Below are 15079 nucleotides of genomic sequence, written 5' to 3'. Positions count from 1 at the left end.
GGTACGGTCCACCGGCGCGGCGACGTGCATCCGGCGCTGGAGATGGACGAGCGCCTGGTGGTGCCGAGACGACAGCCATCTCTCACCCATCGCGAACGCGCCGGCGCGGCCGATTCGCCCTATGATCTATGCCAAAAGGGGTGACGGAACCCGCTCAGCTGCTTCAGCTCATCCGGCTAGGTCGACTCCACACAGCGGACAGTGGTGTACTTGTGCTGGGCGGATACGTCTTCCGCAGAGGGAGAGCGAGCAGTGGTCGACAAGATTCAGGTGAGCCTGCACTCCGATGTGCCCATCTACCGGCAGATCGTCACGCAGTTGTCGTTCATGATCGAGACCGGCGACCTCGCGCCCGGCCAAGCCCTTCCCAGTGCCCGCCTCCTCGCCAACAACCTCCACATCAACCGCAACACCGTCGCCCGGGCCTATGCCGAGCTCGGCGAGACCGGCGTGGTCGAGGGGCGCGGACGCAGCGGGACCATCGTCGTGGGACCCGGTCCCGAGCGCGAGGGGTCGCTGGCGCGCGACCAGGCCAGACAGCTGCTCGAGTCGGCCACCCGGGAATGCATCGAGCTCGGGCTGTCAGCGGCCGAGATCCAGTCGCTCGTCATGAGCCTGGCGCTGCGCGCCGAGGACGACCTCCTGAAGGTCTCGTTCGTCGAGTGCAACGTCGACCGCGCCAAGTACTTCGCAAGCGAGCTCGAGGCCAACATCGGCGTCAAGGTGAAGCCGCTGGTGCTCGGCACCTTCGAGCCCGAGGAGGAGCGCGCCGACCTCGTCCTCACGACGTTCTTCCACCTCGCCGAGGTGCGCGGGCTCATGCGCCGCCCCAACACCGAGATCGTCGCCATCGTCGTCGCGCCGCACGTCCAGACGCTGGTGCAGATCGCGTCCGTGGCGAAGAACGGCACGGTCGGCATCTGGTACCGCACCGACGAGCAGGCCGTCACCGTCCGCGACTCCCTGCGCGACTCCGGCATCAAGAACATCGAGGTGCTCGACGCCATCGAGGACAAGGACCTCGAGGGCGTCGACCTCGTCGTGATCCCGGACGGCATGGGCGAGCTGCGCGAGCAGCTCGAGGGCCGGGTCAAGGTCATGGAGTTCGGCAACGTGCTCGACGCCGCGTCCATCCGCATGGTCAGCGACGTCGTCCGCGACATGCAGGACCTCAAGCGTGGCACGGCGCCGTCGCTCGGCCAGGCGTCGCCCGCGCCGGCGACGCCCGTCCGCGCGGGCTGACGTCGTCACGCGCCCACGAGGTCGATCCTCCCGTCCGCGATCAGCCGCTTCACCGCCGCTTTGTCGCCCTTGCCGATCCCGGTGACCGGCAGGCTCGGCACCAGCGCGGCCGCCGACGGACGCTTGAAGCTCGGCAGCGCCTCACGGCAGTGCCGGAGCAGGGCCTCAGCGGTGAGGCCGCTGCCCGCCTTCGGCACGGCGACGACCACCGGGGTCTCGCCCCACCGATCGCTCGGGATCCCCACGACGATGGCCTCCTGGACGCCTCCGTGGCCGAACGCCGCGGCCTCGATCTCGGCCGGAGCGACGTTGAGGCCGCCCGAGATGATGATGTCCTTGAGCCGTCCGGTCAGGAAGACCAGCCCACGGTCGTCCACCCGGCCGATATCCCCCGTGCGAAGCGCGCCCGTCGCCGTCAGCGCGCCGTTCGTCGCCGCGGCGTCGCCGAAGTACCCGCGCATGCGGCTGGGGGCGGCCGCCAGGATCTCCCCGCCGCCGCCGTGGCCCTCCAGCGGGTCGAGCGCCACTTCGGTCGTCGGGAAGGCGCGCCCGACGGTCGTCGGCTCGGCCCGCAGCATGGCGTGCGTCGCGATGGTGACGGGCACCAGCTCGGTCAGTCCGTAGAACTGGTGCGTCTCCACCCCTGGCAGCAGCTCCCACCACGTCCGGAGCAGGTGGACCGGCATCGGCTCGGAGGCGAACAGGATCCACCGGAGCCCCGCGAGCTTCTCCAGCGGTGCGTGTTCGATCAGCCGGCTGAGGATCGTCGGCACGGCGTCGAACGTCGTCGCCCGGGTGCAGGCGTCGGCGACCCGCTCGACGTCGAAGCCTGGCAGGACCTCAAGCGAGCCGCCGGCGCACAGGGTGGGCAGGACGTGCTCGGGGATGCAGGTGTAGAGGGGCAGGAACACGAGGCCGCGGTCGCCGCGGTCGAATGGCAGGGCAGCGGCCATCTGCAGCGCCGTGTGGAAGATCGATCCGTGCGTGTGCTCGACCCCTTTCGGCCGTCCGGTCGAGCCGCTGGTGAGCATGATCTTGCAGGTGGCGTCCGGCGCGATCCGCGGCAGCGCCGGGCCGGCCGGCCCGCGTGGTGGCGCGGACAGCTCCAGGAGCCGGTGGGAGTCCTCGAGCCCCTCCCGGAGCTCGGCGGGAATCCGTCCGGCCAGGATCGTCCGCACGCCGACGAGGTCGAGCTGGTCGCGGATCGACGCGAGGTCGAGCATCGTGTTGATGGGGACCGCGACCTGCCCGGCCCGCATGACGCCCAGGTAGGCGGCGATGTAGGCCGGCTCGTTCTGCCCGATGATCCCGACCGGCTCCCCCGGTCTCAGCCCGAGGCTGAGCAGTCCGCGGGCCATCTCCTCGGTGCGGGACCAGAACTGCGCGTACGTCCAGGTCTCGCCGTCGTAGATCAGCGCCGGATCGTTCGGGTGGGCCCTCGCGACGGCGCCGATGTGGGATATCAGGGTGCTGACCATGCGCTGACCACCTCACCGGTTCACGACTCGACGTCCCCATGACGCGGACCCGACAGCCACGCCCGCTCGGCCGCGTCCCATGCGGCGAGCGCGTGGTACTCCGGCACCAGGGCGAGGCCGCTCCTGGTGTCCGGCGAGATCGGTTCGCGGGAGGTCCGGACGGCGACCAGCGCGGGTGCGTGCGCGAAGGCCTCGCTGAGGACCGTGTCCAGGTCGTCCACACTGCCGGCGCGGTAGCCGGCGACGCCGAGGCTGTCCGCGAGCCGGTCCCAGGCGCAGGGCCCGAGCTCGGTGCCCATGATCCGCCCCTCGTAGTTGCGGACCTGGTCGGCGCGCTCGATGTTCCACGCGTTGTTGTCGGCCACGACGACGACGAAGCGTGCGCCTTCGCGGACCGCGGTCTCCAGCTCCATGACGTTGAAGCCCAGGGCGCCGTCCCCGGCGAGCACGACCACCGTGCGGTCTGGATGGTTGAGCGACGCCGAGACAGCGAACGGGACGCCCACCCCGAGGCATCCGAACGCCCCCAGGTCCAGATAGGTGGGCGTGTTCAGGCTCGATCGCGACCACGACAGGATGTCCCCGCCGTCGACGATCACGATCGCGGTGTCGTCGATGTGCTCGTTGAGCGCGCGGATGACCTGCAGCGGGTGGAGCCCGCCGTCCGCGGCGGCGGGTTGGGCCCGCATCGTCTCGCCGAGCCGGCGCCGCTTGCCGGCGTTGCTGCTCATGACGTCGTCTCGCCACCCGAGATCCGGAGCGGCCGGTCGCGCGCCGGCCGTCACCAGGGCCTCCAGCGCTGAGTGCGGATCGGCGCGCAGCTCCACGTCGCCGCGGCGGTTGGCCTGGACCTCCTCGGAGTTCCGGCCGATCCGCAGGAACCGCTCGGCCGCGGTGAACACCGCGGGCGACCCGTACGCCGTCTCGAAGTCCAGCCGCCGGCCGACGGTGATCACCAGGTCGGCCTCGGCCATCGCCCGGGCCCGCGCCGCCGGCACGAACGAGGGGATGCTCTCGGACAGGGCGCCCCGGCTCGCCCGGGTGTCGAGGTACAGGGCGCCGGTCGTGCGCACGAACTCGGCCAGCGGGCCGGGCACGGTGAGCGCCTCGCGACCGGCGAGCACCAGCGGCCGGGTGCTGGCCGCGATCGCGTCGACGGCCCGGTCGACGGCGGCGGCCTCCGGTGGCCGGCGCACCCTCGTGCGGCGCGGATAGGCCGTGTAGAGCGGCGCGGCATCCTGGCGCAGCAGCTCGGTGCCGAACTCGACGTACACCGGGCCGCCGGGGCCGTCGTCGCCGAGTGCCGCGCTCACGGCGCGGTCGAGCCGGTCGACGACGTGCCGGCGCGATCGGACCACCTCCACTGCCCGGCAGACCGGCCGGACGATCGCCGCTTGGTCGATCTCCTCCAGGGCACCCATGCCCGCCTGCTCGTCCGGCGGGCGGGTCGAGATGACGAGCACCGGTGAACCGGCGAGGAAGGCGCATCCGATCCCGGTGACCGCGTTGGTCAGCCCGGGCCCGGTCGTGACGATCGCGACGGCGAGCCCGTGACGCAGATCGGCCTCCGCCTGGGCCATGTGCACGGCGGCCACCTCGTGCCGCGCCGTCACGACCCGGACGCCCCGCGCGGCCAGCTCCGCCCAGATCGGCTTCATGTGCGATCCGGGCAGGCTGAACACCCGTTCGATCCCCTGACCGCTCAGGTACTCGGCGATCGCCGCGGCCACGGTGGCCGGCGCGGCGTCGTGTGCTTCGGCGGGTGGCATCGGGCGCGTCACCCGGCGTAGGCCGCGCGCAGGCGGTCGTGGTCCAGCGCGTGCGCGGTGATCCCGTCGCGTCCGACACTGGTCTCCGCGGCCACTACGGCGTTGAGGATCGCCTCCTCGGTGGCGTCGATGACCGCGTCGAACAGGATGTTGATCACGGTGTTGCCGGCCATGCGCAGCGGAATCTCGTCCGGGCCCGGCTCCACCAGGCCGACCCGCGGCAGGCTGTCGTTCCCGGTGGAGAACGCCAGGAGCAGGTCGCCGCTGCCGTTCTCGCCGGACCCGCCGGTCCGCCCGATGGCCAGCGCACCGCGCTGGGCCAGCCGTTCGCACTGGTGCGGCAGCAGCGGCGCGTCCGTCGCGATCAACACGATGATCGACCCGCTGCCCCGGGCCGAGCGCACCACCGCGTCGAACGGCGACGGAACGTCGTCGGTGGGGATCCGCTCGCCGATCGGCACGCCGTTCACCCGCAGCCGCCCGCGCCGGCCGTGATTGGCCTGCACGAGGACGCCAACGGTGGAGCCGCCGACGACCCGCGACGACGTGCCGATGCCACCCTTGAACTCGTGGCAGATCATGCCCGTGCCGCTGCCGACCGAGCCCTCGGGCACCGGTCCGCCGGACAGCGCGTCGAAGGCCGCGTCGACGTGGGCGGCCGTGACGTGCTGGCCGTTGATGTCGCTCAGGAGGCCGTCGTAGGTCTCCGCCACCACCGGCAGGTGGAAGTAGAGCTCGTCGTCGCCCCGCTCCCGGTGCAGCCGAGCGACGATCGCGTCGCGGACCACGCCGACGGAGTGGGTGTTGGTTAGCCCGATGGCGGTGGTGAGCTGCCCGTTCTCCCGGATCCAGTGCAGACCGGTCATCTCGCCGTTGCCGTTGAGCCGGTGGAAGCCGGCGAAGACCGGCGAGCGCCAGACCTGCGGCCGCGGCTCCACGACGGTCACCCCGGTGCGCACCGGACCCTCGCCGACGACCAGCGGCCCGTCGCCCGCATGCACCGTGTGGTGTCCCACCCGCACGCCGGGGACGTCGGTGATCGCGTTGTGCCGGCCGGTCGGGAGGTCACCGACCACGATGCCGAGATCGCGCGACCTGCCCGTCACGCCAGCCGCGCCTGTCGGGCGTTGCGGGAGATGTACGCGACCAGCTCCGCCGTCGGCGTCCCGGGCCCGAAGACCTCGTGGACGCCGTAGCCCTTGAGCGTGTCGGCGTCCTCGGGCGGGATGGTGCCGCCGACGACGAACAGGACGTCCCGGCGGTCGTTCTCCTTCAGCAGCGCGCACAGGTCCCTGGCGTACTCGAGATGAGCGCCGGACAGGCTGGACAGGCCGAGGACGTCGGCGTCCTCCTGGACGACCGCGCGCAGGATCGATTCCGGGCTCTGGTAGATGCCGGTGTAGACGACTTCCATACCGGAGTCGCGCAACGCCCGCGCCACGACCTTGGCGCCGCGGTCGTGCCCGTCGAGCCCGGGCTTGGCGATCACCACCTTGAGCGGCGGCAGACCAGCAGTGGCGGATGTCATTGTCTCGTCCCTCCTCTAGAACACGGTCGACGGCTGGTGGTGGCCCCATACGTCGCGTAACACGTCACAGATCTCGCCGACCGTGGCTCGCGCGCGCACGGCGTCCTCGATCAGCGGCATCAGGTTGTGGTGCAGGTCAGGGGCGGCCTTCTCGATCGCCCGCAGTGTCGCGGTCACCTGCCGGTCCTCGCGGGACCGCTTCACCTCGGCGAGTCGCGCCATCTGGCGTTCCATGACGCCGGGCACCGGACGGTCGATCTCGATGTCCTGGGTCTCGTCCTCGTCGACGTAGTCGTTCACGCCGACGGTGATGGTGTCGTTGCTCTCGACCTTGACCTGCTGCTCCCAGGCGGAGTCGGAGATCAGCTGGACCGCGTAGCCGGACTGGACCGCCTCGATCATGCCGCCCAGCGCGTCGATGCGCTCGATCAGCGCAAGCGCGTCCTCCTCGATCTGGGAGGTGAGGGACTCCACGTAGTACGACCCGGCGAGCGGATCGACGACGTCGGCGACGCCGGTCTCGTGCAGGATGATCGCCTGGGTGCGGACGGCGATCTTGATCGCGCTCTCCGACGGGATGGACAGGGCCTCGTCGAGGGAGTTCGTGTGCAGCGACTGGGTGCCGCCCAGGATGGCGGCCATGGCCTGGATCGCGGTCCGGGCGACGTTGTTGTACGGCTGCTGCGCGGTGAGGGAGACGCCGGCGGTCTGGCAGTGCGCCCGCATCAGCCACGACCGGGGATCCTTGGCGCCCAGCCGCTCCCGCATGAGCCGCGCCCACAATCGGCGGGCCGCACGCAGCTTGGCCGCCTCCTCGAAGAAGTTGTTGTGCACGTCCCAGAAGAACGACACCCGCGGCGCCAACCGGTCGATGTCGATGCCGCGCTCGACCGCGTGCTCGAGGTAGCACAGCGCGTTGCTGATGGTGAGGCCGACCTCTTCGACGGCCGTCGAGCCGGCGTCCCTGATGTGGTAGCCGCACACGTTGAGTGGGTTGAACCGCGGCATCACGTCCGCGCCGTACTCCATCGTGTCGACCACCAGCTGCACCGAGGGCAGCGGCGGGAAGATGAACTCGTTCTGGGCGATGTACTCCTTGAGGATGTCGTTCTGGGTGGTCCCGGTGAGCACGTGGCCCGGGATGCCCCGCTCGTCGGCCACCACCCGGTACATGGCCAGCACGACGGCGGCCGACGGGTTGATCGTCATCGACGTGGAGATCTGGTCGAGCGGGATGCCGTCGAACAGCGCGTGCATGTCGACGACGGTGTCGACGGCGACGCCGATGCGACCGACCTCGCGCCGGTACACCTCGTGATCGGAGTCGTAGCCCAGCAGCGTCGGCAGGTCGAAGTCGGTCGAGAGACCGGTCTGGCCGGTCTTGAGCAGGTATTTGTACCGGTTGTTGGTGTCCTCGGCCTGGCCGAAGCCGGCCACCTGCCGGATCGTCCACGGCCGGCCGCGGTACATCGTGGCGTGCACGCCACGGGTGTACGGGTACTCGCCGGGGAGCCCGATGTCCTCGGCCGGGTCAAGGTGCCGGATGTCGGCATGAGTGTAGACGTCCTTGACCGGCGCACCGGACAGGGTCGTGTACTCCGAGCGCCGCGGCGGGACCCGCTGGTAGTCGGCGACGACCCGTCCGGTCTTCCATTCCTCGACGCGCTCGTCCCAGCGCTTGTCGTCCTCGTTCATCGGCTCCATCGGCGTGACGCCTCCTTCAAGATCTTGTCCACGGAGTCCTGCATCGTCGCGTGCGGGTCCAGGGCGATCGCGCCTGCGCAGTCGGCGACCCAGGCCTCGGCCACCAGCGCCGCGTCCGAGCCCCACTTGTCCAGGCGCCGCGCCTCCAGCTGCCCGTCTTCCAGCAGCGAGCGCCACCGCGCGTACATGCCGTCGCGCACCTGGTCCACTCCGGTGCCCTCGATGGCCACCGTCTTGTACACGGCATCCACCCGGCCGGCGGCCAGGCGCAGGTGCCGCGCCGTCTCCGCGGCGCCGGGCCGGTCGGCCATGTTGACGATGAAGGCGTCGGCGACCTCCATGAGGCCCGCTTTGATCGTCTGCACGGCGTCGCCGAGCCCGGGCACGGTGACCAGCAGCACGGTGTCGGCGACCTCGACGATGGCGACCTCCGTCTGACCCGCACCCACCGTCTCGATCAGCACGATGTCGAACAGGCCGGACAGCTCCAGGAGCCGGGCGATGTTCCGGGTGGACCCGGCCACGGCGCCGTGCGATCCACGGCTGGCCAGGCTGCGCACGAACACGCCGGGCCGGCCGTTCAGGTAGGTCTCCATCCGTACCCGGTCGCCGAGGACGGCACCGCCGCTGAGCGGGCTGGAAGGGTCGATCGCCAGGACGGCGACCCGCTGGCCGTCGTCGGCGAAGGACTCGATCAGGCGGCCGGTGAGGGTGCTCTTGCCGGCACCGGGCGGGCCGGTAATGCCCACGATGTGGCAGGGCCGGGACGCCCGCGGGATGGAGACCTCCCAGGGCGGGCTGTTCTCGACCACGGTCACCGCCCGTGCGAGCGGCGCCCAGTGGCCCTCCCGGCCCTTGGCCACCAGGGTCTCGATCTGGTCAGATTCGAACAACGTTGATCTTCCCATCCACGATCATCTTCCTCACCGTGTCCTTGGCCGTCTTGCCGATACCGGTGGTCGGGAGGGCGTCGATCAGCCCGGCGCCGGTGGGTCGCTTGTAGCTGGACAGCAGCGACCGGCAGTGGCTCAGCAGATCGTCCGCTGTGAGCGCCCGGCCCGGGCGGGGCACGGCGACGACGACGGGGGTCTCGCCCCAGCGCTCGCTCGGCACGCCCACGACGACCGCCCGCTCGACCGACGGATGCCGGGCCGCGACGGCCTCGATCTCGGCGGGCGCGATGTTGATGCCGCCGGAGATGATGATGTCCTTGCTTCGGCCGGTCAGGAACACCAGCCCGCGCTCGTCGATGCGGCCGAGGTCGCCCGTCCGCATGGCGCCGTCCGGGCCCAGCGCAGCCTTCGTGGCGACCTCGTCCTTGTAGTACCCCACCATCTGGGCCGGGCTGGTGCCGATCAGCTCGCCGCCGTCGGAGGAGACGTCGTCGACGCTCAGCCGCGTCGTCGGGAACGCCCGTCCGATGGTGGACGGCTCCCGGCGCAGCAGCCAGTGCGGCGCCGCCGACAGCGGCAGCACCTCCGTCATCCCGTAGAGCTGGTGCGTCTCGACACCGGGCAGCTCGTCCCACCAGCGGTGCAGGAGCGTGACAGGCATGTGCTCCGACGCGAACAGCACCCACCGCAGGTGGGCGAGCTTCTCCGGGGGCGCGTGCTCGATCAGCCGGCTCAGGATCGTCGGCACCGCGTCGAACGTCGTTGCCCTGGTGCAGGCGTCGGCGACGCGCTCGATGTCGAACCGCGGCAGGATCTCCAGCGCGCCGCCGGTGCACAGCACCGGCAGCACCTGCTCCGGGATGCACGCATAGAGCGGGAGGAAGACCACCGACCGGTCGTCGGAGCGGAACGGGAACGCCGAGGTCAGTTGCTGAGCCGCGTGCAACATGGTGCCCTGGGTGTGCACGACCCCCTTCGGCCGCCCGGTCGAGCCGCTGGTCAGCATGATCGCGGCCGGCGTTCCCGGTGCCGCGACCGGCAGCCGGCCGCGGCGCTGCACCGGGTCGCCGGCGTCCATGGGGAGGATCTGGAACGTCTCGGCGAGCTCGTCGCGGACAGCCGCGTCGACCCGGCCGACGAACACTCGCGTGGCGTCGACCGAGGCGAGCAGGCTGCGCACCGTCGCGCCGTCGAGCCGGTCGTTGACCGGAACCGCGGTACCGCCCGCCCGGGCGATCCCGAGGTAGTTGACGATGTACGCCGGCTCGTTGGCGCCCAGGAGACCGACCGTGTCGCCGGGCCGCAGGCCGCCGGCCAGCAGGCGCCGCGCGGTGTCCTCCGCGCGCGACCACAGGTCCCGGTAGCTCCAGGTGGCGCCGTCGTGGATCAGCGCCGGGCGGCCGGCGTGGGCACGCACCACCGCCTCGATCCACGCGACGACCGTGTCAGGGTGGGCGATCACGTCAGGCAACGCCCGCGCCGGAGTTCGTGCCCACGACGATCGTCGCCACGGCGGTGGCCGCCAGCACCGGGTCGGTGGTGGCGAGCGCGCCCTTCTCGTCGACGCCGAGGACCTTGAAGATCCGGGCCTCGATGGTGCGGCTGCGGTTCCCGCGCCGGGTCACCCGCGCGATGCCCTCGACGTAGTCGCCCACCCGCAGAGGCGCAAGGAACTCGACCGAATCGTAGGCCGCGCAGAGGCCCTCGTCGCCCCCTTCCTTGAGGGCGAGCTCGGTCTCGAGGTCGGCGAAGATCTCCATCGCCTTCGACCCGGGGACCAGGTTCCCCGCATACCGCGCATCGCCGGGCGACAAGCGAAGTCGGATCATCGCTCGGTCGTCGCCAACAGACCTCGGCTCCAACATCAGACTCCTCCGTGCCAGCTGGGGGATCCTTGTCGCAGACAGAGTAGAGCACTTAGGCCTAAACAAGTAGGTCAGACTGCCCACCGGTTTCAACCATGCCGTTCGCCACTACCGACTGCGCCAGCTTGAGCTGGGCACCATCACCCCATGTCACTAGATAGAACAAGGCGCTAATGTGTAGGCCACCAGCGACCCGGCCGTCCGACGGAGGAGCCACATGGATACGTCGTCCCGACCCCTCGCTGAGCTGTCCGACGACCTGTACGCGGCCTTGGCGGCGGCCGATCCGTTCGTGGCAACGCTCATCCACGGCATCCCCGGGCTCGACGGCGAAGTGCCAGATCTCGACGAGTCCGCCCAGCTCGCGTCGGCCGAGCGCCTCCTGGACCTGGCGGCGCGCGCCGAGCGGATCCCGGCGGACGGGCTCGACGACCACGACCGGGTGACGCGGGACGTGCTGATCCACGTCGCGCGGTCCGAGGCCGTGCCGTACGAGGACCGGCATGCGGAGTTCGCCGTTTCCGGCTACGCCTCCCCCAGCGCACTGCTGTTCACCGCGCTGACCACCGTCTCGGTCGCCACGCCGGACGAACAGCAGAGCTACCTGCGCCGGCTGCGCGGTGTGCCCGGCTACCTCGGCCAGGCCCGGGAGCGGGCGCTGGACGGCGTGACTGCCGGCCGGGTACCGACCCGCCGCGGCGTCGAGCAGACCACCGAACGGCTGGACGCCTACCTGCGCGGCCGCGCCGAGGACGACCTCATCGCCGGCATGGTGACCGGCGCCGCCGTCGAGGACGAGGTCCGCGGCCTGGTGGCGGAGTCCATCCGGCCGGCCCTGGCGGCGCTGCTGGAGACGCTCTCGGGACCGGTGCTGGCGGCGGCCCGCCCGGACGAGCGCAGCGGGCTGCTGCACGTGCCCGGCGGCAGTGAGATGTACGCGCGCGCCGTCGCGGCGCACACGACCACGACGCGCTCGCCGGACGAGATCCACCGGCTCGGCCTGGACCTGTGCGAGGCGTTGCGCGACGAGTACGCCGTGCTGGGGCAGAAGGTGTTCGGCATCAGCGCCTTCGACGCGATCGTCGACCGGCTGCGACACGACCCGGAGCTGCGCTACTCGTCCGCCGAGGACATCCTGGCCGACGCGCGGACGGCGGTGGCCAGGGCCGAAGCGGCGCTGCCGGACTGGTTCGGCCGCACCCCGTCGGACTCGTGCGCGGTGGTGCCCATGAACGAGGTGCTGGCGCCGGCCGCGGTGCTCGGCGAGTATCTGCCCTCGTCGGGTGACGGCAGCCGGCCGGGCCGCTTCAACGTCAACACCTACGCGCCACGCACGCGGACCCGGTTCGAGTACGAGACGCTGGCGTTCCACGAGGGCGTGCCCGGCCACCACCTGCAGTTCGGGCTCGCGCAGGAGCTCACCGAGCTGCCGGCGTTCCGCCGCTACCTGTACGTTCCGGCCTTCGGTGAGGGGTGGGGCCTCTACGCCGAGCGTCTCGCCGACGAGATGGGTCTCTACTCCGGCGACCTGTTCCGGTTGGGGATGCTCTCGTTCGACTCCTGGCGGGCCTGCCGCCTCGTCGTCGACACCGGCCTGCACCACCACGGCTGGACGCGTCAGCAAGCCATCGACTTCATGCTCAGCAACAGCGCCCTCACCCCCGAGAACGTCGCCAACGAGGTCGACCGCTACATCGCCTGGCCCGGCCAGGCCCTGGCCTACATGACCGGCCGTCTCGAGATCGAACGGCTGCGGCAGGCGGCCCAGGAACGCCTCGGCGCCGCCTTCGACGTCCGCGCCTTCCACGACACCGTCCTCGGCAACGGATCGGTGCCCATGACGGTGCTGTCCGGCGCCGTGGAACGCTGGATCGCTCAGGTGCCCGTCTGAGGGGCCGCCACCTCCAGGGCCATGCCGTCGCCGCCGGGATCGGCGCCGCCGCGCCACCGTCCGTCCTGCCGGGCCAGCCCGTGGACGAGGCCGAAGGCGTGGCTGCGCGGGCTGCGCACCACCTCGTACCCGCGCGCCTCGAGGGCGGTCTGGACGGCGCGCGGGACGCGGTTGACGACGTCGATGACGTCGCTGGTGGCCGAGAACCGCGGCAACGCGACCGCCTCGCCGACGGGAACGCCGAAGTCCAGTACGTTCAACGTCGCCTGGAGGACGCCCATGGCGATCTGGGTGCCGCCCGGAGCCCCGATCACCAGCATCGGGCCCTCCTCGTCGAACACCATCGACGGGCACACGGAGCTGAACCGCGCCTTGCCCGGGGCGATCGACGCCGCCCGGCCGGGCCGGGGGTCGAAGCTGGACATGCAGCCGTTGTACATGAACCCCAGCCCGGGGCTGACCACGCCCGACGGCAGGCCCAGCGAGTGCGTCATCGCGACGCAGTTCCCGTCGGCGTCGATCACCGAGAGATGGGTGGTGTCGGCGCCTTCGGCCGGTCCCTGGTGCCGTGGCACGGAGAACCGCTCGCCGGCCCCGATCCGCTCCGCGGCCTCCCGCGCGTAGCCCTTCGACGTCAGCCGGTCCAGCGGCACGTCGACGAAGACGGGGTCGCCGACGTGGCGGTCCTTGTCGGCCGTCGCCAGCTTCATGGCCTCGCTGACGACGCGCACGTACTCCGGGCTGTTGTGTCCCAGCGCCGCCAGGTCGAAGTTCTCCAGGACGTTGAGCATCTGGACGAGCTGCACGCCGCCGCCGGGCGGGCGGTTCGTGGCGAGCGACCAGGCCCGGTAGGTCGTCCAGAGCGGCTCGTTGCGGCGGACGGTGACGCCGGCGAGGTCGTCGAGGCTCAGGTGACCGCCGTTGGCGGCGATGTCGTCGACCATCGCCCGGGCCAGATCGCCGGTATAGAACGGGGCCGGGCCGTGCCGGGCGATCGTCGCCAGGACGTCGGCGTAGTCGCGGTTCACCACGACGTCGCCGATCCGCTTCGCTGACCCGTCCGGGCGCAGGTAGAGCGCCGCGGCGGCGGGGGTGAACGACGCGCGGTCGCTGTTGGCCACGTGCCCGAACGCGCCCGGGTCGGACCAGAAGGCGTGCACGTCCGGGCGCACCGTCCACCCGTCGCGGGCGTAGCCGATCGCCGGCGCCATGACCTCGCGCCACGGCAGCGTCCCGTGCTCCCGGTGAGCGGTGTGGAACGCGCGCAGCGACGCCGGCGCGCAGATCGACTCGTAGCCGATCTCGTTGACGTGGCCGGTCACGATGAACCCGAAGCCGTCGCGGGCCTCACCCTCGACCAGCGACTCCCACATGTCCGGCCGGGCCGCGCGCGGCGCCGGCGCGTGGAAGTCGTAGTAGCCGTGGAAGTCCCGCCGCGGGAGGTACGCGGCCATGCTGCCGAACCCGGCGACGCCGCACATCAGCGGGTCGACCACGGTCTGCACGAACGCGCAGGCGATCGCGGCGTCGACCGCGTTCCCGCCCGCCTCGAGCACCGCGGCGCCCGCCTCGACGGCCCCGGCTGGGCGGCGACGATCATCCCCTGCCGGCGGTCAGCCACCCGTACCGACGCCCATCACCTCGTCGAGGACGCGCTTGGCGTTGCCGCCCAGCACCTTGGCGATGTCGGCCTGGGAGAAGCCGCGGGCGACCATCTCGGCGGTGAGCTTCGGGAGGTCCGACGGCCGCCGCACCTCGGCCGCCACGAACTCGACCTCGTCCACGCCCATGATCTCCATGCGGCCGCCGTAGACCTCCGCGTAGTAGTCGTCGATGAAGTCCGGCCCCAGCGCCACCGCGTCGATCGAGGCGACCGACGCGATGTGCTCGACGTGGTCGACGACGCGGGCGGCGGTCGGCCGGGCCGGGTCGATGAACGGCGCGATCGCCGCCGCGACCCCGATCACGCCGCCGAGGCCGGCGATGCCCTTGATCTGGTCGTCGCTGAGGTTGCGGTGCATGTCGGTGATGGCCCGGCAGCCCGAGTGGGTCGCGAGCAGCGGGCGGGTCGCCCGGGCCAGCACGTCGTCGACGCCGGCCACGCCGAGGTGGCTGATGTCGAAGACGATCCCGAGCCGTTCCATCTCGGCGAGCACCTCGAACCCCTGCGGGGTCAGCCCGCCGCGCGAGCTGTCGTCGAACCCGCTGCCGTCGGCCAGGTGCGTCCGGCCCAGGTGGGCGAGGGAGACCACCCGCGCGCCGACGCGGTACATCGTCCCGATCAGCTCCGGGTCCTGGCCCAGGGCGTGCGCGCCCTCCAGCCCGATGACGAACGCGATCCGGCCGGCGGCCACGGCCGCGGTGACGTCCGCACCGGTCAGGCAGATCGCCACCTCCGGGTGCCGCGCCGCCAGCGCGTGGATCCGCTCGATCAGCAGCAGCGTCCGCCGCAGGGCGCCCTCGGACTGGTACTGGGCCTCGATGAACACGGGCAGCACCTGGACGTTCACGCCGCCCGACCGCAGCTCGGGCAGCCAGAACTCGGCGAAATGCTCCGGCCGGCCGCGCTGGTCGAAGTGGTCGACCAGCAGGATCAGGTCGTTGTGCAGGTCGACGACCAGGGCCTCGTCCGGCGCCGTCATCGGTCAGCTCCAGGCAAACAACGTCGCGTCATCATGGGTCGATTCTTGAGGCAATCCACCACCGGGC

12 protein-coding genes are annotated in these 15079 nt (G+C 71.5%); 2 read left to right on the top strand and 10 right to left on the bottom strand.

Features of this window, described 5'->3' with window-relative positions; genetic code table 11:
- The first annotated feature begins 252 nt into the window (after positions 1-252).
- Entirely contained in the window at positions 253-1242 is a 990-nt protein-coding gene (locus ACW62_RS10605; RefSeq protein WP_053204086.1) for a GntR family transcriptional regulator, read from the top strand.
- A 5-nt stretch (positions 1243-1247) separates the two neighbouring features.
- On the opposite strand, the gene ACW62_RS10600 is transcribed toward ACW62_RS10605, so the two are convergent.
- Genes ACW62_RS10600 through ACW62_RS10565 form a run of 8 tightly spaced genes read right to left on the bottom strand, consistent with a single transcriptional unit; the run spans position 1248 to position 10374 of the window.
- Positions 1248-2720: a class I adenylate-forming enzyme family protein gene (locus ACW62_RS10600; RefSeq protein ID WP_053204085.1), complete on the bottom strand. Its 1473-nt coding sequence runs from the start codon at positions 2718-2720 to the stop codon at positions 1248-1250.
- Between the two features lie 20 nt (positions 2721-2740).
- Positions 2741-4489: a thiamine pyrophosphate-binding protein gene (locus tag ACW62_RS10595; protein ID WP_157574666.1), complete on the bottom strand. Its 1749-nt coding sequence runs from the start codon at positions 4487-4489 to the stop codon at positions 2741-2743.
- Positions 4490-4497: 8 nt separating this feature from the next.
- Positions 4498-5595 (bottom strand): DmpA family aminopeptidase, encoded by a 1098-nt coding sequence (locus ACW62_RS10590; protein ID WP_053204083.1) that lies wholly within the window; start codon positions 5593-5595, stop codon positions 4498-4500.
- Positions 5592-6017, bottom strand: coding sequence for a cobalamin B12-binding domain-containing protein (locus ACW62_RS10585; RefSeq protein ID WP_053204082.1), 426 nt, complete (start codon positions 6015-6017; stop codon positions 5592-5594). The genes ACW62_RS10590 and ACW62_RS10585 overlap by 4 nt, the downstream gene beginning before the upstream one ends.
- Before the next feature lie 15 nt (positions 6018-6032).
- Positions 6033-7712: an acyl-CoA mutase large subunit family protein gene (locus tag ACW62_RS10580; RefSeq protein WP_053204329.1), complete on the bottom strand. Its 1680-nt coding sequence runs from the start codon at positions 7710-7712 to the stop codon at positions 6033-6035.
- Complete coding sequence (locus ACW62_RS10575) at positions 7709-8614, bottom strand: ArgK/MeaB family GTPase (protein ID WP_053204081.1); 906 nt, start codon at positions 8612-8614, stop codon at positions 7709-7711. The genes ACW62_RS10580 and ACW62_RS10575 overlap by 4 nt, the downstream gene beginning before the upstream one ends.
- On the bottom strand, positions 8601-10076 hold the full coding sequence (locus tag ACW62_RS10570; protein WP_053204080.1) for a class I adenylate-forming enzyme family protein: 1476 nt from the start codon (positions 10074-10076) through the stop codon (positions 8601-8603). Before ACW62_RS10570 ends, ACW62_RS10575 begins: the two co-directional genes overlap by 14 nt.
- Position 10077: 1 nt before the next feature.
- Positions 10078-10374: a hotdog domain-containing protein gene (locus tag ACW62_RS10565; protein ID WP_053204079.1), complete on the bottom strand. Its 297-nt coding sequence runs from the start codon at positions 10372-10374 to the stop codon at positions 10078-10080.
- Between the two features lie 322 nt (positions 10375-10696).
- On the opposite strand from ACW62_RS10565, the gene ACW62_RS10560 reads away from it, so the two are divergent.
- Positions 10697-12370: a DUF885 domain-containing protein gene (locus ACW62_RS10560; RefSeq protein ID WP_053204078.1), complete on the top strand. Its 1674-nt coding sequence runs from the start codon at positions 10697-10699 to the stop codon at positions 12368-12370.
- Here the strand turns inward: ACW62_RS10560 and ACW62_RS10555 are convergent.
- Both ACW62_RS10555 and ACW62_RS10550 read right to left on the bottom strand, forming a co-directional pair.
- Positions 12355-13926: a gamma-glutamyltransferase family protein gene (locus tag ACW62_RS10555; protein WP_157574665.1), complete on the bottom strand. Its 1572-nt coding sequence runs from the start codon at positions 13924-13926 to the stop codon at positions 12355-12357. The genes ACW62_RS10560 and ACW62_RS10555 overlap by 16 nt on opposite strands.
- 57 nt (positions 13927-13983) lie before the next feature.
- Entirely contained in the window at positions 13984-15012 is a 1029-nt protein-coding gene (locus tag ACW62_RS10550) for a dipeptidase (RefSeq protein WP_053204077.1), read from the bottom strand.
- Positions 15013-15079: the final 67 nt, after the last annotated feature.

Origin of the sequence: Jiangella muralis, assembly GCF_001270745.1 — a bacterium.
Classification (GTDB): Bacteria; Actinomycetota; Actinomycetes; order Jiangellales; family Jiangellaceae; genus Jiangella; species Jiangella muralis.
This window is presented reverse-complemented; position numbering and strand designations above follow the sequence as displayed.

Excerpts from the sequence above, each read along its gene's own strand:
- ACW62_RS10600 (WP_053204085.1), bottom strand. The coding sequence starts at position 2,720 with ATGGTCAGCACCCTGATATCCCACATCGGCGCCGTCGCGAGGGCCCAC.
- ACW62_RS10580 (WP_053204329.1), bottom strand. The coding sequence starts at position 7,712 with ATGAACGAGGACGACAAGCGCTGGGACGAGCGCGTCGAGGAATGGAAG.
- ACW62_RS10560 (WP_053204078.1), top strand. The coding sequence starts at position 10,697 with ATGGATACGTCGTCCCGACCCCTCGCTGAGCTGTCCGACGACCTGTAC.
- ACW62_RS10565 (WP_053204079.1), bottom strand. The coding sequence starts at position 10,374 with ATGGAGATCTTCGCCGACCTCGAGACCGAGCTCGCCCTCAAGGAAGGG.
- ACW62_RS10585 (WP_053204082.1), bottom strand. The coding sequence starts at position 6,017 with ATGACATCCGCCACTGCTGGTCTGCCGCCGCTCAAGGTGGTGATCGCC.
- ACW62_RS10595 (WP_157574666.1), bottom strand. The coding sequence starts at position 4,489 with ATGCCACCCGCCGAAGCACACGACGCCGCGCCGGCCACCGTGGCCGCG.
- ACW62_RS10550 (WP_053204077.1), bottom strand. The coding sequence starts at position 15,012 with ATGACGGCGCCGGACGAGGCCCTGGTCGTCGACCTGCACAACGACCTG.